At 70.8% G+C, this 23,171-nt stretch carries 21 protein-coding genes and 1 tRNA gene; 18 read left to right on the forward strand and 4 right to left on the reverse strand.

What is annotated here, in order from left to right:
- Nucleotides 1–9 precede the first annotated feature (9 nt).
- The 6 genes from rsfS (at nucleotide 10) to SZN_RS07065 (ending at nucleotide 4,897) form a co-directional block, all read left to right on the forward strand.
- On the forward strand, nucleotides 10–456 hold the full coding sequence (gene rsfS / locus SZN_RS07040) for a ribosome silencing factor (RefSeq protein ID WP_043729043.1): 447 nt from the start codon (nucleotides 10–12) through the stop codon (nucleotides 454–456).
- The gene (locus tag SZN_RS07045; protein ID WP_043729047.1) at nucleotides 453–1,124 is read left to right on the forward strand and encodes a histidine phosphatase family protein; all 672 of its coding nucleotides are present in this window, start codon (nucleotides 453–455) and stop codon (nucleotides 1,122–1,124) included. Before rsfS ends, SZN_RS07045 begins: the two co-directional genes overlap by 4 nt.
- Nucleotides 1,125–1,228: 104 nt before the next feature.
- Nucleotides 1,229–1,301 (forward strand) — tRNA-Ala (locus SZN_RS07050).
- A gap of 521 nt (nucleotides 1,302–1,822) precedes the next feature.
- Complete coding sequence (locus tag SZN_RS07055) at nucleotides 1,823–2,263, forward strand: nitroreductase family deazaflavin-dependent oxidoreductase (RefSeq protein WP_007492788.1); 441 nt, start codon at nucleotides 1,823–1,825, stop codon at nucleotides 2,261–2,263.
- Nucleotides 2,264–2,538: 275 nt separating this feature from the next.
- Nucleotides 2,539–4,014, forward strand: coding sequence for an FAD-binding oxidoreductase (locus tag SZN_RS07060; RefSeq protein WP_043729050.1), 1,476 nt, complete (start codon nucleotides 2,539–2,541; stop codon nucleotides 4,012–4,014).
- A 28-nt stretch (nucleotides 4,015–4,042) separates the two neighbouring features.
- Complete coding sequence (locus tag SZN_RS07065) at nucleotides 4,043–4,897, forward strand: aldo/keto reductase (RefSeq protein ID WP_007492792.1); 855 nt, start codon at nucleotides 4,043–4,045, stop codon at nucleotides 4,895–4,897.
- Nucleotides 4,898–4,960: 63 nt separating this feature from the next.
- Here the strand turns inward: SZN_RS07065 and rfbA are convergent, their stop codons facing one another.
- Nucleotides 4,961–5,836, reverse strand: coding sequence for a glucose-1-phosphate thymidylyltransferase RfbA (gene rfbA / locus SZN_RS07070; RefSeq protein ID WP_043729017.1), 876 nt, complete (start codon nucleotides 5,834–5,836; stop codon nucleotides 4,961–4,963).
- 229 nt (nucleotides 5,837–6,065) lie between these two features.
- Between rfbA and SZN_RS07075 the strand changes: the two genes are divergently transcribed.
- Both SZN_RS07075 and SZN_RS07080 read left to right on the forward strand, forming a co-directional pair.
- Nucleotides 6,066–6,323 (forward strand): acyl carrier protein, encoded by a 258-nt coding sequence (locus SZN_RS07075; RefSeq protein WP_007492795.1) that lies wholly within the window; start codon nucleotides 6,066–6,068, stop codon nucleotides 6,321–6,323.
- A gap of 259 nt (nucleotides 6,324–6,582) precedes the next feature.
- Nucleotides 6,583–7,353, forward strand: coding sequence for an AfsR/SARP family transcriptional regulator (locus SZN_RS07080; protein ID WP_007492796.1), 771 nt, complete (start codon nucleotides 6,583–6,585; stop codon nucleotides 7,351–7,353).
- Nucleotides 7,354–7,505: 152 nt separating this feature from the next.
- Here SZN_RS07080 and SZN_RS07085 read toward each other — a convergent pair whose 3' ends face one another.
- Nucleotides 7,506–8,363, reverse strand: coding sequence for a class I SAM-dependent methyltransferase (locus SZN_RS07085; RefSeq protein ID WP_007492797.1), 858 nt, complete (start codon nucleotides 8,361–8,363; stop codon nucleotides 7,506–7,508).
- Between the two features lie 191 nt (nucleotides 8,364–8,554).
- Between SZN_RS07085 and SZN_RS07090 the strand changes: the two genes are divergently transcribed.
- From SZN_RS07090 to rdmE, 5 genes are read left to right on the forward strand one after another with little or no spacing between them, the layout of a single operon-like run.
- Nucleotides 8,555–8,992 carry an ester cyclase gene (locus tag SZN_RS07090; RefSeq protein ID WP_007492798.1) on the forward strand — a complete coding sequence of 146 codons (438 nt, stop codon included), beginning with the start codon at nucleotides 8,555–8,557 and terminating at the stop codon, nucleotides 8,990–8,992.
- Nucleotides 8,993–9,041: 49 nt separating this feature from the next.
- Nucleotides 9,042–10,184 carry a methyltransferase gene (locus SZN_RS07095; RefSeq protein WP_007492799.1) on the forward strand — a complete coding sequence of 381 codons (1,143 nt, stop codon included), beginning with the start codon at nucleotides 9,042–9,044 and terminating at the stop codon, nucleotides 10,182–10,184.
- Nucleotides 10,185–10,188: 4 nt separating this feature from the next.
- Nucleotides 10,189–11,085 (forward strand): anthracycline biosynthesis tailoring methylesterase RdmC, encoded by an 897-nt coding sequence (rdmC, locus tag SZN_RS07100; RefSeq protein ID WP_007492800.1) that lies wholly within the window; start codon nucleotides 10,189–10,191, stop codon nucleotides 11,083–11,085.
- Nucleotides 11,086–11,117: 32 nt separating this feature from the next.
- A complete protein-coding gene (locus tag SZN_RS07105; protein ID WP_007492801.1) occupies nucleotides 11,118–11,831 on the forward strand; it encodes a class I SAM-dependent methyltransferase in 714 nt (237 codons plus the stop codon).
- A 56-nt stretch (nucleotides 11,832–11,887) separates the two neighbouring features.
- A complete protein-coding gene (gene rdmE / locus SZN_RS07110; protein WP_007492802.1) occupies nucleotides 11,888–13,483 on the forward strand; it encodes an aklavinone 12-hydroxylase RdmE in 1,596 nt (531 codons plus the stop codon).
- An 88-nt stretch (nucleotides 13,484–13,571) separates the two neighbouring features.
- Here rdmE and SZN_RS07115 read toward each other — a convergent pair whose 3' ends face one another.
- Nucleotides 13,572–14,585, reverse strand: coding sequence for a Gfo/Idh/MocA family protein (locus SZN_RS07115; RefSeq protein ID WP_007492804.1), 1,014 nt, complete (start codon nucleotides 14,583–14,585; stop codon nucleotides 13,572–13,574).
- 211 nt (nucleotides 14,586–14,796) lie between these two features.
- On the opposite strand from SZN_RS07115, the gene SZN_RS07120 reads away from it, so the two are divergent.
- The 5 genes from SZN_RS07120 to SZN_RS07140 are packed head-to-tail and all read left to right on the forward strand — an operon-like array spanning nucleotide 14,797 to nucleotide 20,714.
- A complete protein-coding gene (locus tag SZN_RS07120; protein ID WP_007492805.1) occupies nucleotides 14,797–15,897 on the forward strand; it encodes a cytochrome P450 family protein in 1,101 nt (366 codons plus the stop codon).
- Nucleotides 15,894–17,189 carry an activator-dependent family glycosyltransferase gene (locus SZN_RS07125; protein ID WP_007492806.1) on the forward strand — a complete coding sequence of 432 codons (1,296 nt, stop codon included), beginning with the start codon at nucleotides 15,894–15,896 and terminating at the stop codon, nucleotides 17,187–17,189. The genes SZN_RS07120 and SZN_RS07125 overlap by 4 nt, the downstream gene beginning before the upstream one ends.
- 25 nt (nucleotides 17,190–17,214) lie before the next feature.
- Complete coding sequence (gene rfbH, locus SZN_RS07130; RefSeq protein WP_043729060.1) at nucleotides 17,215–18,516, forward strand: lipopolysaccharide biosynthesis protein RfbH; 1,302 nt, start codon at nucleotides 17,215–17,217, stop codon at nucleotides 18,514–18,516.
- Between the two features lie 7 nt (nucleotides 18,517–18,523).
- Nucleotides 18,524–19,309 (forward strand): SDR family NAD(P)-dependent oxidoreductase, encoded by a 786-nt coding sequence (locus tag SZN_RS07135; protein WP_007492808.1) that lies wholly within the window; start codon nucleotides 18,524–18,526, stop codon nucleotides 19,307–19,309.
- Nucleotides 19,310–19,319: 10 nt separating this feature from the next.
- The gene (locus SZN_RS07140) at nucleotides 19,320–20,714 is read left to right on the forward strand and encodes a nuclear transport factor 2 family protein (protein WP_007492809.1); all 1,395 of its coding nucleotides are present in this window, start codon (nucleotides 19,320–19,322) and stop codon (nucleotides 20,712–20,714) included.
- 113 nt (nucleotides 20,715–20,827) lie between these two features.
- Here the strand turns inward: SZN_RS07140 and SZN_RS07145 are convergent, their stop codons facing one another.
- Nucleotides 20,828–23,128 carry an ATP-binding cassette domain-containing protein gene (locus tag SZN_RS07145; protein ID WP_007492810.1) on the reverse strand — a complete coding sequence of 767 codons (2,301 nt, stop codon included), beginning with the start codon at nucleotides 23,126–23,128 and terminating at the stop codon, nucleotides 20,828–20,830.
- Between the last annotated feature and the right edge of the window lie 43 nt (nucleotides 23,129–23,171).

Raw genomic sequence — 23,171 nt, forward strand, 5'->3', positions numbered from 1 at the left:
AGCCTTGTGGTGACCGCTACCGACCGTTCCCTCGAGCTCGTCAACACCGCCGCGCAGGCCGCGGCCGACAAGCTCGCGCACGACATCATCGCCTACGACGTCAGCGACGTCCTGTCGATCACGGACGCCTTCCTGCTGGCCTCCGCGCCCAACGACCGCCAGGTCAAGTCGATCGTCGACGAGATCGAGGAGCGGCTCCAGAAGGAGCTCGGCGTCAAGCCGGTGCGCCGCGAGGGCGACCGCGAGGCCCGCTGGGTGCTGCTCGACTACGTCGACATCGTCGTCCACGTCCAGCACAGCGAGGAGCGCGTCTTCTACGCCCTGGAGCGGCTGTGGAAGGACTGCCCCGAGATCGAGCTGCCCGAGGACGCGCGGGCCACCCGCGGCAAGGGCGCCGAGCACGCCCGGCTCCGGGCCGCCGAGGAGGCGGCCGAGCTGGACGGTGAGTGGCGATGAGTGCCACCGGTGAGGTGACGTCCGGCCGGTCCGGCCGGGGCCGTCGCGTCATCCTGTGGCGGCACGGCCAGACCTCGTGGAACGTGGAGCGCCGCTTCCAGGGCACCACGGACGTCGCCCTCACCGAGACCGGAGTCCTCCAGGCCCGGCGCGCCGCCCGGCTGCTCGCCGGCCTCAGGCCCGACGCGATCATCGCCTCCGACCTTCGGCGGGCCGCCGACACCGCGGCCGAGCTGGCGGTGCTCACCGGTCTGGAGGTGACGCACGACGAGGCCCTGCGGGAGACCTACGCGGGCGTCTGGCAGGGGCTGACGCACCAGGAGATCATCGCCCGCCACGGCGACGAGTACGCCGCCTGGAAGCGCGGCGAGCCCGTGCGCCGCGGCGGCGGCGAGCTGGAGACCGAGGTCGCCGACCGGGCCGCGCCCGTGGTGCTCCGGCACGCCGACAAGCTCCCGGACGACGGCACGCTCCTCGTGGTCAGCCACGGCGGCACCATCCGTACGACCATCGGCCGCCTCCTGGGCCTGGAGCCCCGCCACTGGGAGAGCCTGGGCGGGCTGTCCAACTGCTGCTGGTCCGTCCTCGGCGAGGGAGCCCGCGGCTGGCGCCTGCTGGAGCACAACGCCGGCACCCTGCCGGAGCCGGTGCTCGGCGACGACGACTGACGCCCCCGGCCCCCGCGGGGGCCGCCCCTGACCCGGATTTCACTTTCCGGCAGGTCGCAGGCTAAAGTTCTTCTTGTTCGCCCCGCCGGGCGGGAAGAACGCAAGGGGCTATAGCTCAGTTGGTAGAGCGCCTGCATGGCATGCAGGAGGTCAGGAGTTCAATTCTCCTTAGCTCCACAGCGAGACAACAAGATCCCGCCGATCACCTCGATCGGCGGGATCTTCTGGTATCGGCACCTGGCGTCCGCGTCAACGGGCGGGCCGGCGCGGAGGGTTCGAGCGGACGAGCGGCCCGCGGCGAACTGTTCGGGTTCGGCTTGAATGACTTGCGCCCCGGAGGCGGATGCCGGCGGAGATTCCGCTCCCTTCCCTGCATGCGGCCCCCGCCCCCCTCGTGTGCCACGACCTACGGCCGCGAGGTGTCGTCGCCGCCTGCGGCCGCCCCCGGCGCCCCTTCGCCCCACTGGAGGCCCCGTCGGTCGAGGCCTGGTCGAGAGCCGGTCGAGGAGGCAGTGCGGCTGGGGGGAAGCTGTTGTGCCGGGGCGGTCTGACGAGGATGCTCAAAGCGCGCCGCCCGGCTGACGCCCCGCACGCGGTTCGGTCAACTCGCTTGATGCGCAGGAGTGTTGTTCTGCCCTGCACGTGATACTCAAACTGTAATACGGTGGTGTGGTTGCCACCCTGGACGGAGTGAGTGCATGGATGGGCAGGACGACGTGCTGGACAGCTCGACGGGATGGGTCGCCACTCATGTGCGGCGCTACCTGGCGAGCGACGGGGCCAGCGGGCACATCTGGTACGGGAAGCCGACGCTCGTGCTGACCACACGGGGACGCACGTCCGGGGCGCTGCGGCGGACCGGGCTGATATACGGGGAGGACGGGGCGGACTTCGTCGTCGTCGGGTCCAACGGCGGGGCCGACCATCATCCGCAGTGGTACCTGAACCTGCTCGCCGAGCCGCGGGCCCGGATCCAGGTGACGGCGGACGTGTACGAGGTCGTCGCACGCGAGGCCGAGGGGGAGGAGCGCGGGCGGCTCTGGGACGCGATGGCGGAGATCTTCCCGCAGTACAAGAGCTACCGGAAGAAGACCGAGCGCAGGATTCCCGTCATGGTGCTGGAGCCGCGGGAGTCCTGAGCCGATGACGTGCGGCGACGGGAGGGCTGGGGAGCCCCCCGTCGCAGGGTGAGGCGGGCCGGCGCGGTCAGGGCCCTGTCCTTCGGGGGAGTCACCGTGCCGGTTCCCCCTGTTCGATGTCCGTACGTCGTAAGGGGTGTGTGGTGGGGAGATTCAGCCGCCGGGGGTTCCTGACCGCGGCAGCCGCGGGAACCGCGACCGTGACGGGGGCCGCGGCCGCGTCCGCCGAGGCTGGCAGACCGCCCAGGTCCGCGCTGTGCGTGCCCGAGCCGCGGATCACGACCGTGGAGGCGGGCGACGCCCGGTATCACGAACTGGTCGCCAGGGGGTTCAACGCGCGGTTCGTCGCGGCGCCCGACCGGGTGCACGTGGTGCACTCGGCCGGACAGGTCGCCCAGGTCCTGACCGCCGCGGTCCGGTCCGGCAAGCAGGTCGCCGTGCGCAGCGGCGGGCACTGCTTCGAGAACTTCGCCGACCACCGTGACGTCAAGGTGCTCATCGACACCTCACCGATGCGCGCGGTCTATTTCGACCGGGAGCGGCGGGCGTTCGCCGTCGAACCGGCCGCGACGCTCGCCGAGGTGTACCGCACGCTGCACTACGACTACGGAGTCACACTGCCCGCCGGAGTGTGCCCGCAGGTCGGGGCCGGCGGCCACGTCGCCGGCGGTGGGTACGGTCCGCTGACCCGCCGCGACGGTGCCGTCGTCGACCACCTGTACGGCGTCGAGGTCGTCGTGGTGGACGCGTCGGGCCAGGCCCGGGTCGTCACGGCCACCCGTGAGGCCGACGACCCGAACCGGGAACTGTGGTGGGCCCACACCGGCGGTGGCGGCGGCAACTTCGGCGTCGTCACCCGCTATCTCTTCCGGTCGCCGGGGGCGCAGGGGGACCAACCCGAACGCCTCCTCCCGAAGCCGCCGACCCGGCTCTGCTCGACCTTCGTCACCTGGCCGTGGGCCGACGTCGACCTGACCAGCTTCACCCGGCTCGTACAGAACTACAGCCGCTGGTTCGAGGATTACCACGCCGATCAGCGGTACAGCAGCCTCTACAGCACGCTGCACCTCAACACCCATGCCGTCGGCTCGATCTCGATGGAGATCCGCTTCGACGGCGGCCGGGCCGACGCGGAAGACCTCATCGACCGGTTCGTCGCGGCGGTCAACAAGGGCACCGGCCTGACGCCCGCGATCGAGCATCAGGACGACCTGTGGCTCCAGGCGACCCTGGGTGCCCGCTTCGACACCGGCGGGTACGACCGGCACAAGTCCAAGAGCGCCTACCTGAGGCGCACCTGGACCGCCGAGCGGATCGCGACCGTGCATCGCCATGTGACCGACCAGGCCTTCCAGGGATGGGGCTCGGTCGACCTCTACTCGTACGGCGGCCGGGTGAACACCGTGCCGTCCGACGCCACCGCCCTGCCACAGCGCGACTCGATCCTCAAGGCATGGTTCTCCGTGACGTGGATGGACCCCGCCGCGGACGATCTGCACCTGAAGTGGATCCGCGAGCTGTACCGCGACGTCTTCCGTGACACGGGTGGCGTCCCCGTGCCCGGTGCCGATCACGACGGTTGCTACATCAACTACCCGGACACCGACACCGCCGACCCCGCCTGGAACACCTCCGGTGTGCCCTGGACGACCCTCTATTACAAGGGCGGCTACCCCAGGCTTCAGCGGGTCAAGGCCGGCTGGGACCCACGGGACGTCTTCCGCCACCCTCTCTCCGTCCGGCTGCCTTGACCCGCATACGAACGGAAGGATCCGGATCGTGGAGTCATGCCCGCCCGTCGGCACGCACCTCAGTCTCGGCGGTGACCTCACCGTCCGCCGCCTGGGTTTCGGGGCGCTGCGGCTGACCGGTCCCCACCACTGGGGTCCCCCGGCCGAGCCCGAAAAGGCGATGGAGGTCGCCAGGGAGGCGGTCGCGCTCGGCGTGACCTTCATCGACACCGCGGACGTCTACGGGCTCGGCGCCAACGAGGAGCTGCTCGCCGCCGCCCTCCACCCTTATGCCCCCGGCCTCGTCGTCTCGACCAAGGCGGGTGGGGTCCGGCCCGGACCCCACCGGTGGCGGGCCCTCGGCCGCCCCGACTACCTGCGTCAGCAGGCCGAACTGAGCCTGCGCCGGCTGCGCCTGGAACGCGTCGAGCTGTTCCAGCTGCACCGGGTCGACCCGCAGGTCTCGCTGGAGGACCAGGTGGGCGCGCTCAAAGAGCTCCAGGACGAGGGGAAGGTCCGGCACATCGGACTCTCCGAGGTGACCGTGGAGCAGATCGAACGGGCCCGAGCCGTCGCCCCGATCGCCAGCGTCCAGAACAAGTACGGCCTCGGGGAACGCCGTTACGATCCCGAGCTGGCCCACTGCGAGCGGGAGGGAATCGCGTTCATCGCCTGGAAACCGCTGGCCGGGGCTGCCCGTCCGGCCGCCGACAGCGCCCTGGCCAGGGTTGCCGCGGAGACCGGCGCGACGCCGGCACAGGTGGCGCTCGCCTGGCTGCTGCATTGCTCGCCGGTCATGATGCCGATCCCCGGCACCTCCTCGCTGGGCCACCTGCGGGCGAACATGGCCGCCGAGGGCATCGCCCTGGACGAGAAGCAGATGGCCTTGCTCGAAGAGGGGTGACCGTGGTGGCCGGAGAGCCCGGCAGGACGGGGTTCGTCCGCCGGGCTCTCCCGCCCCTCCGGTTCAGGGGCGCATCTCGTCCGCCACGGACATCACGTAGGAGCCGTAGCCGGAGCGGGAGAGTTTGGCACCCAGCCGGTGGCACGCCTCAGCGTCGATGAAGCCCATCCGCAGCGCGACCTCCTCCAGACAGGCGATCCGCACTCCCTGCCGGTCCTCCATCGTCTGCACGTATTGGCCCGCCTGGAGCAGCGACTCCGGCGTGCCGGCGTCGAGCCAGGCGAACCCCCTTCCGAAGGAGACGAGTTGGGCGCGTCCCGCGTTCAGGTAGACCTGGTTGACCTCGGTGATCTCCAGCTCGCCGCGGGGGGAGGGACGGATCTGACGGGCGATCTCCACGACGTCGTTGCTGTACAGGTAGAGGCCGGTGATGGCGAGGTTGGACCGAGGCTTCTCCGGCTTCTCGGCGAGCGACACCAGCCGCCCGTCCTCGTCGACCTCGCCGACGCCGTACCGCTCGGGATCGGTCACCGGGTAGCCGAACAGGACACAGCCGTCGAGGTGCTGCCGGTGGGTGGCGAGCAGGTCGTAGAAGCCGTTCCCGTGGAAGATGTTGTCGCCGAGCACGAGCGCGACGTCGTCGTCCCCGATGTGGTCGGCGCCGATGAGGAACGCCTGCGCCAGCCCTTCCGGGACGGGCTGTTCCGCGTATGTGAGGGAGAGCCCCAACTGGTTTCCGTCGCCCAGCAGTTGCCTGATCTGTGGAATGTCACCGGGCAGCGCGACGATCAGGATCTCCCGTATGTCAGCGAGCATGAGTGCCGAGAGCGGGTAGTAGATCAGCGGCTTGTCGTTCACCGGAAGCAATTGTTTTGAAACAGCGAGGGTGATGGGATGCAAACGGCTTCCGTAGCCGCCTGCGAGAATGATTCCCTTCATTTCTCCTCCTCTTCCTTGAATTCTCTCTGCGACCCTAGGTGGCAGTGTTTCGGAAAACAATTGTGATCATGTCAGAGTCAACCGCAGTACGAGGGTGGGGGTCGTTTTGCTCGCTTCTGTCTGGCAGCCTCCATCGGTTCTCGAGTCTGCCGCTTCTGCTTCTGCTTAAGGTTCGATGTGTACGGCGCGACCCCCAATGCAATTTCGACTGAGAGGGAAGGTAGGGGCGATGGCGAAGGAGCTGACGGCCGAGCGACTCTTCGGCATCCTGCGCGAGTGCGCGGGGGAAGAGGAATCCGTGACGGGAAGGGAAGGCGTGCTCGACGCGGACTTCACCGAGCTGGGCTACGACTCCCTGGCTCTCCTGGAGACCGCCGCAAGGGTTTCCCAGGAGTGCAGGGTGGAGATCCCGGAGGAGGAGCTGGCGGACGTACGCACGCCGGCCGCTTTCCTGGCAGCCGTCAACCGGCTGCTGGCCGTGGCGTGACGCCCACCCGGTCCCGCCGCGGACGCGGACGTCCCTGACGCCCGGCGGGCCCTGCACCGGGCGCGGCATCGTGAGCCCTCTCCGGAATCCCATTTCCAGCCAGGTCGTGGGAACGCTTGGAAGGGAGCGCCACGTTGAAGATCCTGGTACGCATCGTCTGTCGCTGACTTAGTGGGGGAGACCAATTGTGAAGCTAGGTGTCTTAGGGCCGCTGTCCGTGCAGGTCGGCGACTACTCACACACACCGAGCGCACCCAAGATGAGGAGTGTCCTGGCGACCCTCCTCGTACATGCCGACCAGGTCGTTCCCGTGTCGTCGCTGATACGGGAAGTGTGGGACGAGGATCCGCCCGTCAGTTGCCTGACCACCCTGCAGACGTACATCCTCAACCTGCGCAAGCTGCTCGCCGCGGCCGCCGGACTGACCACCCGGCAAGTCGCCTCCGAGATGCTCGTGACCCGCTCCGGCGGCTATCTCTTCCATTCCGGTCACGGCGATCTGGACGTGCACCGTTTCCACGAACTTGTCGCGGCCGGACGCCAGGCTCTGTCCGCGGGGGACGACAAGACCGCTCTCGCCACCCTCACCGGAGCCCTCCAGATCTGGCGCGGGCCGGCCCTCGTCGACGTGACCGCCGGCCGCATCGTCGAAGGGCGCCGTCAGCAGTTCGAGGAGTCCCGGCTCGTCGTCCTCGAGTACCTCGTCGACACGCAGTTGCGGCTCGGCATGTACCGCGAGGTCCTCACGGAGCTGGCCGCCCTGACCGCCGACAACCTCTACCACGAGGGACTGCACGCCCAGTACATGCGCGCCCTCTACCTCAACGGGCGGCGAGCCCAGGCCCTGGAGGTCTTCCAGAGGCTCCGGGTCAACCTGGTGAACCATCTCGGCCTCGAGCCCGGGTTCACGGCCCAGGAACTGCATCGGTCCATTCTCAACGCCGAACCGATCGACGCCCAGGGCGGCCTGCGCCGCCCCACCGGCGACATCGTGCGCATGTCCTCCTCGGGTGCCTCGCGCGTGTACTGACACCCCGGAGGACACCCGGTGGGGGCCGGGCGCTCCTGGTTCGTCGGCTTCCGTCGTTTCGCCCCGCCGACCGATCGGTCGGCGGGGCGAAGTGCTGTGAGGCGCCTGCCCCGGGTGCGGCCGACCCCTCCGGGCGTACCGTGAGGCTCCGTTCAGGCCGCGACCGAGGCCAGCACGAACCGCACCGGCGTCGGCAGGCGCAGGGGGCCGTCACCGCGCAGCCGGTCCAACTCCGCGATCAGCCGGGTCCGCAGCTGCGCGCTCTCGTACTTCGGCAGATGCTGCCAGAGCAGCCGCATGCCCTGTGTGTGCGACCAGTCCACCCACGCCGTGCCATCCGCGGCCAGCAGTTCGACGTGCTCATCGGCGATCTCCACATCCGCGAAGCCGGCCCGGACCATCGTCCGGGTCAGCTCGTCCCTGTCCCCGAGCCAGCTGTTGAACCGGCGCTTCAGCGCCTCCGGCTGCCACTCCCGCGGCAGGTTCCGCAACAGCCGCTCCGGGATGAGCTCGGTGAAGACGGGCGGCAGGAACGGAAAGGTGTCGTCCGTGAAGACCGGGCTGGTGAAGGCGATCCGGCCAGCCGGGCGCAACAACCGCGCGTACCCGTGCAGCGCCTTCGGCGCGTCCGGGAGAAAGATCACGCTGTAGCTCCCTGTGACCACGTCGAACGAGGCCGGCGGGAAGTCGGGGTGCTCGCCGTCCATGACCCGCACCTCGACATGGCCGGCGCCCAGTGAGGCCGCTCGCCCGCGGGCCGCCTCCACCATTGCGGGCGCGATGTCGATGCCGAGCGCGTGCCCCGAGGGGCCGACCCGGTCGGCGGCCTCGAACAGCACCGCGCCGCGACCGCAGCCCACGTCCAGGACCCGCTCGCCCGGACACGGCGACACCCGTTCCACGAGTCGCCTTCCCATGGGCGTGAAGAATTCGACGCCCATCTGGTCATAGGTGGCGGCGGCCTTGTTGAACGCTTCGGTCACCGTTGACTTGTACTTCGTGTTGTCCATGGGTCCTCTCCACCGGAGATAGCCGACCCGACCACCATGTCCATCGCTTCTGGAACGGGGGTCGACCCGTGCTCGGCGCTCGCTCGAATTCCGCTTTCCTTTCGGTCGACGAGCCTCGAATCGGATTGTTACGGGCGGTCCGGGAAGTCAGGATGAGTCCACCGCCCTTTCTACCGACGAGGAGGTCCGCCATGACCGATCGCATCGACATAGTGCGCCGGATGGTGAATGCGTACAACACCGGTGACGTCGACGACGTGGCTGAGTTCATTCACGACGAGTACCTCAACCCCGGAGCCCTGGAGCACATGCCCACGCTCCGCGGACCCGAGGCATTCTCCCTCGCCGTCAAGTGGCTCAAGATCACCTTCTCCGAGGAGGCTTTCCTGGAGGAGGTCTCCTACGAGGAGAACGGCGACTGGGTCCGAGCCAAACTCGCCCTCTACGGCCGTCAGGTCGGCGAACTTGTCGGAATGCCGGCCACCGGCCGCCGTTTCTCCGGCGAACAGATCCATCTGATCCGGATCGTCGACGGCAGGATCCGGGACCACCGCGACTGGCCGGACTACCTCGGCACCTACCGCCAGCTCGGGGAGCCCTGGCCGACCCAGGAGGGCTGGCGGCCCTGACTCCGTCCCGCGTGCCCCGCGCACTCTCCGCACCCAGGGAAGGAACAAGGTGAGCTCCACGCCCTCCGCCGACCGGCCCACGGAGACGGAACGCGACGACGGCGCCGGCCCGTCCGTGCCACCGGGCCCCACCGACCAGGATCTTCAGGTCCTGCTCAAGCAGCTCGGCAACCTGGTCACCCCCATGGCCGTCCGGGTCGCGGCCACCCTCCGGCTCGTCGACCACCTCCGCGACGGTGCCACCACGGTCGGCCTCCTGGCTGCCCGGACCGGTGCGCACGAGCCGACCCTCGCCCGTCTCGTCCGCCACCTCACCGCCGTCGGCGTCCTGGCGGGCGACGGCGAGGACGGCACGCTGCGGCCCACCAGGGTCGGCCTGCTGCTCGCCGACGACCACCCGGCCCAGCAGCGCTCCTGGCTCGACCTGCACGGCGCCGTCGCGCACGCCGACCTCGCCTTCACCGGACTCCTCGATGCGGTCCGCACCGGTCGGCCCGCCTACCAGCACCGGTACGGGCGTCCGTTCTGGGAGGACCTCTCGGACAAGCAGGAGCTGGCGGACTCCTTCGACGCCCTCATGTCCTGCGACGAGGACCTCGCCTACGACGCTCCGGCCGCCGCCCTCGACTGGACCGCCACCCGGCACGTCCTCGATGTCGGCGGCGGCAACGGCGCCCTGCTCATCGCCGTCGCCCGGGCCGCGCCGGAGGTCCGCGGCACCCTTGTGGAACTGCCTGGGCCGGCCGCGCGGGCCCGCAGGCGCTTCACCGAAGCCGGACTCGACGACCGGTTCACCGTCGTCGACGGCAGCTTCTTCGATCCGCTGCCGGCCACCGCCGACACCGTCGTTCTCTCCTTCGTCCTCCTCAACTGGTCCGACGAGGAGGCGTCCGCCGTGCTCCGACGCGGCGTCGAGGCCCTGGAACCGGGCGGCCGGCTCGTCGTCCTCGACCGTGCCGACCGCGCGGGGGACGGCGCGGACCGCTTCTTCTCGACCCTGCTCGACCTTCGGATGCTCGTCTTCATGGGCGGCCGGGTCCGTACCCGTGACGAGGTGATCCGGCTCGCCGCCGACGCCGGGCTCGTCCTCGCCGCGGAGAGCGGCAGCGGCTCCCGCACCCTGCCCTTCGACTTCTCGATCCTCGAGTTCGTCCTCGCCCCCGTGCCGCCCCCCTCAGCCAAGGAGGAGTAACGCCATGCCCGAACGCCTCGTCCCCAGCGGTGACATCGAACTGTGGAGCGACGACTTCGGTGACCCCGCCGACCCTGCGCTGCTGCTCGTCATGGGCGGTAACCTGTCCGCGTACGGCTGGCCCGACGAGTTCGCCCGACGGCTCGCCGACGGCGGGCTGCACGTCATCCGCTACGACCACCGGGACACCGGCCGCTCCACCACCCGCGACTTCGCGGAGTACCCCTACGGCTTCGACGAGATGGCCGCCGACGCGGTCGCCGTGCTCGACGGATGGGGTGTGGAGCGGGCGCACGTCCTGGGTCTCTCTATGGGGGCCACCATCTGCCAGCTCCTGGCCCTCGATCACCACGACCGGCTCCTGAGCCTCGCGCTGATGCTCGGCGGCGGCCTCGACATCGACTTCGACGACAACATCGAGCGCGTCATGCGAGGCGAACCGACCGGGGACGGACTGCCCGGTCCGCAGGCGCCGTTCCTGGAGGCCCTGACGCTCATGTCCCAGTCGGCCGAGGGCAGGTCTGAGGAGATCGCAAAGCGGGTCCGCAAGTGGCGCATCCTCAGCGGTGACGCCCTCCCCTTCGACGACGCCGATTACGCGCGATGGGAGGAGCGGGCCGTCGACCACGCGGGCGGCGTCCTCACCGAGCCACACGCGCACTACCAGCTCACCCTGCCGCCGCTCACCCGGGCCGCCGAGCTGAGCCGGGTCACCGTGCCCGCCCTGGTCATCCAGGCCGAACGCGACCCCGTCGCCCCGCCGCCGCACGGCAAGCACCTCGCCGACCTCATCCCCTCCGCGCGGCTGGTCGAGATTCCCGGCATGGGCCACGCCCTGCCGTCCTCCGTCCACGAGCCGTTGGCCGAGGCCCTCCTCACGCATGCCCGCGCCGCCCGATGACCGGGCCGGAGCCGGTGGGAGCAGGACACACCATGTACGGGCGGGACCTCGCCCGGGTCTACGACCTGGTGCACCAAGAGCGCGGAAAGGACTACCGCGTCGAGGCGGAGGCGGTGGCGGCCGCCGCGCGCCGGCACCGCCCCGACGCTGGCCGGCTGCTCGATGTCGCCTGTGGCACCGGCGGCCATCTGCGCCACTTCGCCGAGCTCTTCGACCATGCGGAGGGGCTGGAGCTGTCGGAGCCGATGGCCGCCGCCGCCCGGGCGGCACTGCCCGGTACGACCGTCCACCCGGGCGACATGCGCGACTTCCGGCTCGACGCCGAGTTCTCGGTGATCACCTGCATGTTCGGCTCCATCGGCTACATGAAGTCCTCCACCGAACTCGGTCTCGCGCTGGGCACGTTCGCCCGGCACCTCGAACCCGGCGGGGTGGTCGTCGTCGACCCCTGGTGGTTCGACGAGACCTTCCTCGACGGACATGTCTCCGCCGACGTGGTCAGTGTCGACGGCGTGACCGTCTCCCGGGTCTCGCACTCCGCCCGCCGGGGCCGCGCCTCGCACATGGACGTGCACGTCGTCGTCGCCGAACCAGGTCTCGGTGTACGGCACTTCGTCGACCGGCACGTCATCTCCCTGTTCGCCAGGACGGAGTACGAGGCCGCCTTCCGGGCGGCCGGCCTCCGGGTCGAGTACCTGCCCGGACAGCCGTCCGGGCGGGGCCTGTTCGTCGGCGTCCGGACATGACCGGGGCGGTGGGCGCCGCCCGCGCACATGAAGACAACGAACACGAGAGGAGCGACATGAGCGACCGAGAGTTCGATGTCCTGGTGGTGGGTGCGGGCCTCGGCGGCCTGTCCACGGCGATGTTCCTCGCCCGGCAGGGTGTCCGCGTACTCGTGGTGGAACGGAGGTCCGGCCTCTCACCGTACCCGCGCGCCGCCGGACAGAATCCGCGCACCATGGAGCTGCTGCGGATCGGCGGCGTCGCCGACGAGGTCACCCGGGTCGACGACATCCGCGGCGCACAGGGCGACTTCGTCATCCGGATCGGCAGGACCGTGCGTGGCGAACCCGTCCGCACGGTGTCGGAGAGCTTCGACGCCATGGTCGCCGCCACCGCCCCCTGCACCCCCGCAGGCTGGGCCATGCTCTCCCAGGACAAGCTGGAGCCGATTCTCCTCTCCCAGGCCGAACGGCACGGCGGCTCCCTCCGTTTCGATACCCGGCTGGTCTCGTTCCGGCAGGACGACGACGGGGTGACAGCCGCCCTGGAGGGCCCCGACGGGGCGTACGACCTGCGCGTCCGCCATCTCGTCGCCGCCGACGGCAGCCGCAGCGCCGTCCGTGAATCCCTCGGCATCGGACGGTACGGGCACGGCACCCTCACCCTCATGGTCGGCGTCATCTTCGACGCGGATCTGACCGGCCTGCTGGAGGCCAGCGCCACCGGCTGGTACTACCTCCACCACCCCGAGTTCACCGGAACATTCGGCCCCACCGACCGCCCCGACCGCTTCACCCTCTTCGTCGAGTACGACCCCGAGAAGGGCGAGAGCCCCGCGGACTTCACCCCGCGGCGGTGCACCGAACTCATCCGGCTCGCCCTGGAGTCACCCGGCCTGGAGCCGGAGATCGTCGACATCCAGGGATGGGAGATGGCCGCCCGGATCGCCGAGCGGTGGCGCGACGGGCGGGTGTTCCTCGTCGGCGACGCCGCCAAGGTCACCCCGCCCACCGGAGGCATGAGCGGCAACGCGGCCGTCGCTGACGGCTTCGACCTGGCGTGGAAGCTCGGTGCCGTGCTGAACGGCCAGGCCGGGCCCGGCCTTCTCGACACCTACGAGGAGGAACGGCGGACCGCCGCCGAACTCGTCGTCGCCGAGGCACTCGCCATCTACGCGGAGCGGATGGCCCCGCACATGGCCGACGTGTGGGAGAAGTCCGTGGGCTACGCCGAGACCCTTCTCGGTTTCCGGTACCGCTCCGCCGCCGTCCTCGCCGACGACGACGACCCGGCCCGGGTGGAGAACCCGCTGGAGCCGACCGGCCGTCCGGGCTTCCGCGGCCCGCACGTCCCGGTGCTCCGGGACGGCGAACCCGTCTCCACGATCGACCTCTTCGGCGACGGCTGGACCTTGATCGCCGGCGAGTCCGGGGACACCTGGGGCCGTGCCGCCGCCGACCTCGCGACCGAACTCGGCATTGTGACCAAGGCGTTCAGGGTCGGCCTCGACATCACCGATCCGGACGACCAGGTGCCCGGCCGTTACGGCATCGGCAAGTCCGGTGCCTGTCTCGTCCGCCCAGACGGCGTCGTGGCGTGGCGCACCGACGAAGCGCCCGCCGACACCACCGCCGTCCTCGGCGCAGTCCTGCGGCGGATTCTCGACCGGTGACGGCGAGCGGTGGCCCGGGGCGGAGGAACCCGCCCCGGGCCACCGCCCGGAAGGGACGGGCGGGCGTACACCTGCCGGTCCGTCGCTTTCAGCGTGCGCCAGGTCCCCCGACGAGCAGCCGGGACGCGGACGACGGCACGCCGACCGTCCGCGCGACCTCGCGTACCCGGTCCACGAGCAGGGCCTGCCGCAGCGTCGCCGTCCTCTCCCCGGCCGGTCGAGCCTCGCCCAGCGATGCCCGTACGAACGCGTCCATGGCGTTGAAGACCTGGTCGTCCTGCGGCAGCGCCCGCTCCGTCACCATGTCCTGCTGCTCGATCCGCACGACCGGTCGCAGCTGTTCCGGCGGCGTGAACGCCCGCCGCACACTTACCCGCCCCCGGTCCCCCCAGAGCGCGTACATCGACCGGTACGCGTGCTCGAACCCGAAGTCCAGCTGTGCCGTCACCCCGCGCTCGTCGCACAGCAGCACGCTGCCCGCGACGTCCACGCCGGTCGCCTCGTCCACCCGCAGGAAGGCGCCGAGCACTTCCAGTTCCCCGGTCAGATGCAGCTGAGCCGCCCGCAGCGGGTACACCCCCACGTCGAGCAGCGCCCCACCGCCCAGCTCCGGGCGGTAGCGGAACGAGTCCGGCGCCAGCGGGGGCACCGCGAACGTTCCCGAGAACTGCCGCAGCCCGCCGACCGAGGCGTCCAGCATCGCCCGTACCGCGGCGTGCTGCGAATGGTGCAGGAACATGAAGTTCTCGGCCACGACGAGCCCGAGCCGCGACGCGAGCGTGAGCAGTTCCAGCGTCTTCCCGTACGCGTCCGACATCGGCTTCTCGACGAGGACGTGCTTGCCCGACCGCAGTGCCCGCATCGCCCACTCATGGTGCATCCCCGGTGGCAACGGGATGTATACGGCGTCCAGGTCCTCCCGCTCCAGCAGCGCCTCGTACCCCCCGGCCCCCCCGATCCCCTCGCAGCCGAAAGCAGCCCCGACCTCCGCGGCCCTGGCCTCGTCCCGGCTGGCCACCGCGACGAGGTCGACCTGATCGTGTGCGGCGAGAACGGGCATGATCCGGCGGATCGCGATGTTCGCGGTGCCGATCACGCCCATTCTGAGCGTCCGTTGCCGACGGTGCTCTGGCATAGCGGTCCTCATCACGTCGCGGGAGTCCAATGGGGTCCCCACCGTAGATCGGGACGATCAAACGCCGCTTGAGGAACGGTGGACCCGTCAGCTGCCCCGAATGCCGGAAATCGGCTTCGAGCGTTCTTCTAATCCGGCCCCGTACGTTGCCTGGGTAATCGGATACGGAGGTGGCTCGGTGACAGCGGCGATCAGTGAGCTGGGACGCGAACTACAGCTCGTACACGCGGCACAGTGGCTCTACTCGGTGAACGGCGAACCGTTCGTGCCCGGCGACGGGGACCCGTACGCCTGTCTGGTGCGCGGCTTCGACGACCACACCGCACGACTTCACGCGGCCTGTGCGGAGCGCGGACCGCTGTGGCGCAGCCGGCTCGGTACCTGGGTCGCCGGATCGGCCGCCCTGCCCGCACTGCTCGGCCACCCCGCTCTCGTGGTGGCGGCGGCCGTTCCGCAGGCCGAACCCTGGCTGCCCGCTCCGGACCGGCAGCGGGCCGCCGCCCGTGGCCTCGCTCACCGGGGAGGCCGGGGCACCGTCCGCGCCGCCGCGACGGTCCTGCGACGGCTGATCGCTGAGGCCGTGGCTGGCCTCCGCCCGGGACCAGCCGATCTGATCACCGCGGTGGCGGCCCCGCTCGCCGCCACCGGTTACGCCGCCCTGCTCGGTGTGGCCGAGGACCGGCACGCGGAGTTCGCCGCCGCTGTCGCGGACACCGCGCCGGCCGTGGACGCCCTGCTCTGCCCGCAAAGCCTGGCGGCCACCGTACGGGCCGCCGCCGGTGTGCGCGGACTGCGGGAACTCCTGGCCTCGTCGGGACACGGCGAGGCCGGACTCGTCCTCGCCGTCGCCGGTACCCGGGCCGCCACCGACCTCCTCGGCGAGGCGCTGTTGCGCCTCGCCGACCGGCCCGGGGAGTGGGCACGAGCAGGGAGCGACCCGGCAGCCGCCGCAGCGGCCGTCCGTGCCGCCACCCCCACGCACGGGCCCTGGCACCTCCACCCCCTGACCGCCCTCACCCCGCTGGAGGCGGCGGGTGTCCGCATCGGTGCCGGGGACCGGGTCACCCTCGTCCCCGAACCGGGAGGCACGGCGCCCGCCCCCTACGCGAGGCTGCTTCTCCCGGGCGCCCGCGCCGTCGCCGAGGAGGCGCTGCGCCACCTCGCCGTCCGCTTCCCGCACGTCCGCTCCGACGGTGCGCCGGTCCGCGCGCGCCGGGCCCCCGTCACCCGCCGCCTGATCCGGGTGCCCGCACTGCTCGGCGAGGAGGAGACCCGATGAAGGTCCTATTCACGTCCCTGGCCCACCACACCCACTACCACCCCCTGGTGCCGCTCGCCTGGGCCCTGCGCACCGCGGGCCACGAGGTCCGGATCGCCAGCCAGCCCGAGCTGACCGATGTCATCACCGGCACCGGCCTCACCGCCGTCCCGGTCGAGTGGTCGCTCGGACCGGTCGAGGAGATGGGCCTGCTCGGCGCCCTCCACGACGAGGCGTCCGCGCACGTCCAGGGATTCGACTTCGCCGCACGCGGCGACCATCCCTGGACCTGGGAGCAGCTCCTCGCCCTCGAGAACGTCATGGTGCCGACCCTGTACGGCGCCCTCAACAACGACGTCATGGTCGACTCACTGGTCTCCTTCGCCCGCTCCTGGGAGCCCGACCTCATCGTCTGGGAGACCTTCACCCTGGCCGGTGCCCTCGCCGCCCGCGCCACCGGGGCCGCCCACTGCAGGCTCGTCTCCGGTCCCGACATCAGTGTCCGTGCCCGCCAGGAGTTCCTGCGCCTGGCCGCCGAGCAGGAGCCCGAGCACCGTGAGGATCCCACCGCCGAGTGGCTGGAGCGTACCCTCGCCCGGATCGGCTCGCCGGACGGCTACACCGCGACCATGGTCACCGGCGAGTGGACGGTGAACACCACCCCGCCCAGCACCCAGCTCGACCTGGGCCTGCCGACCGTCCAGGTCCGGCACGTCGCCTACAACGGCCCCGCCGTCGTCCCCGACTGGCTGCGGACCGTTCCGGAGCGCCCCCGCGTCTGCGTGACGCTCGGGTCGTCCGCCGCTGACACCGGCGTCGACATGCGCAAGCTCCTCGGCGGCCTCGCCGAACTCGACGCCGAGATCGTCGCGACCGCCGACGAGGAGAGCATGGCGGCCGAGGACCTCCCGGACAATGTCCGCCTCGTCGACTTCGTCCCGCTCAACGACCTGCTGCCCACGTGCGCCGCCGTCGTGCACCACGGCGGCGTCGGCACGAAGGCGACCGCGGAACTGCACGCCGTTCCGCAGCTGATCCTCGCCTTCGGCTGGGACACCGAGGTCATGGGCCGCGGCCTCGAGGAGATCGGGGCGGGCATCTGCCTGCCCAGCACCGAGCACCTCCCGGAAGCGGTCCGCACCCAGGTCCGCCGGCTCCTCACCGAGCCGTCGTACGCGGAAGGCGCCCGTCGGCTCCAGGAGGAGCTGCTCGCCGTGCCCAGCCCGAACGAGATCGTCCCGGTCATCGAGCGACTGGTCGCCGAGCACCGCGCCGGCGCCGGACCGGTGCCCCGTGACACCTACCACAGCTGAGGCGGAGATGCCAGAGATGCCGGAGATGCCGGACACCAAGTCACAGGTCCTGAACCTGGCCCGAACGTTCCACAAGGAACAGGAGCCCGCCGCCTTCGAAGCCGGGGTCACCCCGATCCTGTCGGCCGGGGCGGTTCTCGACGAGGAGGACCGGATCGCGCTCGTCGAGGCGGCGCTCGAACTGCGCATCGCCGCCGGAGTGCGGACCCGGAAGTTCGAGAGCGAGTTCGCCCGCTACTTCCGGCGCCGCAAGGCACACATGGTCAACTCGGGCTCGTCGGCGAACCTGCTGGCGGTCACGGCGCTGACGTCGCCCAAGCTGCAGGACGCGCGGCTGCGCCCCGGCGACGAGGCCATCACCGTCGGGGCGGGCTTCCCCACCACCATCAACCCGCTGGTCCAGAACGGGCTGAAGCCCGTCTTCGTCGACATCGAGCTGGGCACTTACAACGCCTCTCTCGAACAGATCGAGGCGGCGATCACCCCGCGCACCCGCCTGATCATGATCGCCCACGCGCTCGGCAACCCGTTCCCCGTCGCCGAGGTCGCCGAACTCGCCACACGGCACGACATCTTCCTGGTGGAGGACAACTGCGACGCGGTCGGCTCCACCTACCAGGGCAGGCTCACCGGCACCTTCGGCGACCTGTCGACGGTCAGCTTCTACCCCGCGCATCACATCACCGCCGGGGAGGGCGGGTGCGTCCTCACCTCCAGCCTCGCACTCGCCCGGATCGTCGAGTCGCTGCGGGACTGGGGCCGGGACTGCTGGTGTGAACCGGGCACCGACAACACCTGCCTGAAGCGGTTCGACTACCAGCTCGGGACGCTGCCGGCCGGCTATGACCACAAGTACATCTTCTCCCACGTTGGCTACAACCTGAAAGCCACCGACCTCCAAGGGGCGCTGGCGCTCAGCCAGATGCGCCGGATCGACGACTTCGGCGCGGCCCGCCGGCGCAACTGGCAGCGGCTCCACGCCGGCCTGGCCGACGTGCCGGGACTGCTGCTGCCGCGTGCCACCCCCGGCAGCGACCCGAGCTGGTTCGGCTTCGTCCTCACCGTGCTGCCCGACGCCGGTTTCACCCGCCGCGATCTGGTCGACTTCCTGGAGTCGCGCCGGATCGGCACCCGGCGGCTCTTCGGCGGCAACATCACCCGCCATCCCGCCTACGAGGACGTGGACTACCGGATCGTGGACGGGCTGACCAACTGCGACATCGTCACCGATGACACCTTCTGGATCGGCGTCCACCCGGGACTCACACCGCAGATGGTCGACTACGTCATCGAGTCCGTCACCGAGTTCTGCACGCGAAAGGGCTGAGCACGTCATGACCGAACGCACCCGCAGGACCGCTGTCGTCACCGGCGCCACCAGCGGCATCGGGCTCGCTGTGGCCCGCCTCCTGGCCGCCGACGGCCATCGCGTCTTCCTCTGCGCCCGGGACGCCGACCGTGTCGCGCTGACCGTGAAAGAACTGCGCGCCGAGGGCCACGAGGTGGACGGTGCCTCCTGCGACGTACGGGAGTCCACCGGGACCGGTCAGTTGGTCGAGGCAGCCGTGGCGCGCTACGGGCCGGTCGGCATCCTGGTCAACAACGCCGGCCGCAGCGGCGGCGGTGCGACCCACACGCTCACCGACGAGCTCTGGGACGACGTGATGGCCACCAACCTCGACAGCGTCTTCCGCCTCAGCCGCGCCGTGCTCACGACAGGTGGGATGCGGGACATCGGCTGGGGCCGGATCGTCAACATCGCTTCCACCGGGGGCAAGCAGGGCGTCGTCCTCGGCGCCCCCTACTCAGCCTCCAAGCACGGCGTCGTCGGCTTCACCAAGGCGCTCGGCCTGGAGTTGGCCAAGACCGGGATCACCGTCAACGCGGTCTGCCCGGGATACGTCGAGACGCCGATGGCGGTCCGGGTCCGCCAGGGGTACGCCGCCGCCTGGGAGATCACCGAGGACGATGTCCTCGGCCGCTTCCGGGCCAAGATCCCGCTCGGCCGCTACACCACCCCCGAGGAGGTGGCGGGCATGGTCGGCTACCTGGTGACCGACGCGGCCGCTCCCGTCACCGCGCAGGCGATCAACGTCTGCGGCGGCCTCGGAAACTACTGAGGAGTGAGCCATGCCCGACGAGAACGCGCAGCTCCCTGCCGCCCCCGCCGTGCACGGGACGGTCCATGAGATCGAGGTGGACGCCCCTGCCGAGGCGGTCTACGACCTGGTGGCGGACGCCGCCCGCTGGCCGGTGCACTTCCCGCCCACCCTCCATGTCGACGTCCTGGAGGGTGGTGCGGGTAAGGACGGAGTGGAGCGCCTGCGGATCTGGGCGACCGCCAACGGTGCCGTCAAGAACTGGACCTCCCTTCGTGAACTCGACCGCGCGGCACTGATGGTGACGTTTCGTCAGGAACGCTCCCAGGCGCCGGTGGCGAGCATGGGCGGCACCTGGCGCATCGAACCGCTGGGGGAGTGCCGTGCCCGCGTGCGCTTCACCCACAGCTTCACCGCGGTCGGCGATGACCCCGAGAACGTGGCCTGGATCCGCCGCGCCGTCGACACCAACACCGGCGCCGAGCTCCAGGCGCTGCGCGCCGCCGCCGAGACGGCCGCCGACAGCCTCGTCCTCACCTTCGACGACACCGCGCGCGTCGACGGATCAGCCAAGGACGCCTACGAGTTCATCCGTGCCGCCGACCGGTGGACCGAGCGGCTGCCGCACGTCGCCCGGGTCTCCCTCACCGAGGAGGTCCCCGGCGAACAGGTCCTGGAGATGGACACCCGTACCCCCGACGGCTCCACCCACACCACCCGGTCCGTGCGGATCTGCTTCCCGGCCGAGCGGATCGTCTACAAGCAGACCCTCACCCCCGCGCTCATGCATGCCCACACCGGTGAGTGGATCTTCCAGGAGGACTGCGACGGCTGCGTCGTCACCTCCCGGCACACCGTCCGGATCGCTCCCGGCGCCGTGCGGGACGTCCTCGGCCCGGACGGCGACGTCGCCCGCGCACGGGAGTTCGTCCGTGAGGCCCTCGGCCGCAACAGCCGGGCCACCCTCGGTCACGCGGCGGCCCACGCGAGCGTGCTGCGCGCCGCCGGACCCGTCAGCCAGGAGGTGTACGTCTCGGTGCAGCGGTTCTACGCCGAGCAGATGCGTCACCTCGACGAGGGCCGCGCGCGGGAGTGGGCGGCCACGTTCACCGAGGACGGCGTCTTCGGCCAGAACTCCGGTGCGGAGCCGGTCCGCGGCCGGACGGCCATCACCGCCGCGGTCCGCGCCAACCAGGCGCGGCTCGCGGCGGACCCGCAGCAGCGCCGGCATGTCTTCGCCATGCTCACCGTGGACCCGGCGGGTGACGGGGCGGTCCGTGCCCGCTCCTACGCGCAGGTCCTGGTGACCCCGCCCGGCGGCCCGACCACCCTGCGGCTGAGCGCCGTCTGCGAGGACGAGCTGGTCCCGGTCGCCGGCGGCGGCTGGGCGGTCCGGCACCGCCGGGTCGACCACGACGGGGTCTGACCCTCGACAGGCCCTCGGGGGCCGTGGCGCTCACCCGCGCCACGGCCCCCGAGCCGTTCTTCGCCGCGGGGGCCGCGGACGCTGTCCGGGACAGGAGCCGTCCGCGGGGCGCGTCAGGCCGTCGGGAGGGGGCGGCCCAGGAGCAGCCGCAGGTGCTCCGCCGTGTGTGAGTGCGGCGCGTGCAGGAGCTCGGCGGGCGTGCCGGTGAAGACGACCTCGCCGCCTGTGTTGCCGCCCTCGGGACCGAGGTCGATGACCCAGTCCGCCTGGGAGACAACGGCGAGGTCGTGCTCGATGACGACGACGGTGTTGCCCCGGTCCACGATCCGGTTGAGCAGGCCGAGCAGCATGTCGATGTCTGAGAGGTGCAGGCCGGTGGTCGGCTCGTCGAGGATGTAGACAGTGCCGGTGCCGGAGAGCCGGTCGGCGAGCTTGAGCCGCTGGCGCTCGCCGCCGGACAGGGTCGCCAGTGACTGGCCGAGGCCGAGGTAGCCGATGCCGGTCTCCGTCAGGGCGCCGACGCGGGTGCGCAGCGGACCCGAGGGGAAGAACCCGGCGGCCTCCTCCGCCGACATCTCCAGTACCTCGGCGATGTTCGCGCCGCGCACCCGGTGGCGGAGCACCGACTCCTTGAAGCGGCGTCCCTGGCAGCTCTCGCAGTGGGTGGTGACCGGGTCCATGTAGGCGACCTCGGTGATGAGGACGCCACGGCCCTCGCACTCCTCGCAGGCGCCCTTGGAGTTGAAGCTGAAGAGGCCGGCGTCCTCGCCGCTCGCCTTGGCGAAGAGCTTCCGGATCGGGTCCATCAGCTTGAGGTAGCTGGCCGGGGTGGAGCGGGAGGACCGCGGGATGGACGACTGGTCGACGAACACCGCCTTCGGGTACAGCCCGCGGAACGCGTGGGCGATCAGCGAGCTCTTGCCGGCGCCGGCGACCCCGGTGACGGCGGTGAGGACACCGACCGGGATCTCGGTGGAGACGTTCTTCAGGTTGTGCACGGTGGCGTCGCGGACCGGCAGGGTCCGGCTGAAGGGGCGCGAGGTCTCCTTGAGTCCGCCGATCCGACGCAGGCCCTGCCCGGTCAGGGTGTCGGCCTCCCTCAGTTCGGCGTGGCAGCCCTCGAAGACGACCGTGCCGCCGTGTACACCGGCGCGCGGACCGATCTCGACGATGTGGTCGGCGACGGCCATCACGTCGGGGTCGTGCTCGACGACGAGGACGGTGTTGCCCTTGTCGCGCAGCGCCCGGATCAGCTCGTTGAGCTGGCTGACGTCGCGCGGGTGCAGACCGACGCTGGGTTCGTCGAAGATGTAGGTGAGGCCGGTGAGTTCGCTGCCGAGGTGGTTGACCAGTTTGAGGCGCTGGCCCTCGCCGCCGGAGAGGCTGGAGGTGGAGCGGTCCAGGGTGAGGTAGCCCAGGCCGATCGACGCGATCTGCTCCAGCGTCTCGCGGATGGTGGTGACGAGGGGCGTGTCCAGCTGTTCCTGGAGCGCGGCGACAACCTCGATCAGGTCGCTGACCTGCATCTGGGACCAGTCGGCGATGTTCCGGCCGCCGATCCGGGTGGCCAGCGCCTTCTGGTTGAGGCGAGCGCCGTCGCAGGTGGGGCAGCGGCCCTCGGTGAAGAACTCGGCCGCCGCGTCACGGGCTGCCTTGCTCATGCCGGCGGAGTCCCGCTTGAGATGACGGCGGACGAAGCTGTCGACGAGCCCCTCGTACCTGAGGGCCAGGACGTTGCCGTTGGGGTAGGTGATCTCGACGGTGCCGCCACTGCCGTAGAGGAGGGTGTGCAGCTCCTCCTCGGTGTAGTCGGCGATCCTCTTTTCGGCGTCGATGCGCTCGTAGCGGGCGTAGAACTGCCAGCTGGTGCTGCCGACCGTGTGTCCGGGCACGAGGATTGCGCCCTCCGCCACGGACCGTGAACGGTCGATCATCAGCTCGGGGTTGGGGCGGCGGGCGCGGCCGAGTCCCTCGCACTCGGGGCACATGCCCTTGGGATCGTTGAAGGAGTACAGCCAGGTCTGGCCGAGACCGTCGTTGCCGTGGTTGGCGAACAGCACGCGCATCACGGTGTAGACGTCGGTGACGGTGCCGACGGTCGAGCGGGCGTTGCCGCCGAGGGGGCGCTGGTCGACGACGACCGGAGTCGTGATCTTCGTGACCGCGTCGACGTGCGGACGCTCGAACTTGGGGAGGTCGTGCCGGATGTTCCACGGGAAGGTGGCGTTGAGCTGCCGCTGGGCCTCCACTGCTACGGTGTCGAAGACCAGGGAGGACTTACCGGATCCGGAGACGCCGACGAAGACCGTGATCCGGTTCTTGGGGATGACGAGCGAGACGTTCCTGAGGTTGTTCTCCCGGGCACCGACGACCTGGATGCCCTCGTCGGGTGCGGTGGGCGGCGTCTGGTTCACGAATGGTCCTCTCTGCGGCAGATGACGTGGCGTCGTCCTGGGA

The sequence above is a fragment of the Streptomyces zinciresistens K42 genome (assembly GCF_000225525.1).
Lineage (GTDB): Bacteria > Actinomycetota > Actinomycetes > Streptomycetales > Streptomycetaceae > Streptomyces > Streptomyces zinciresistens.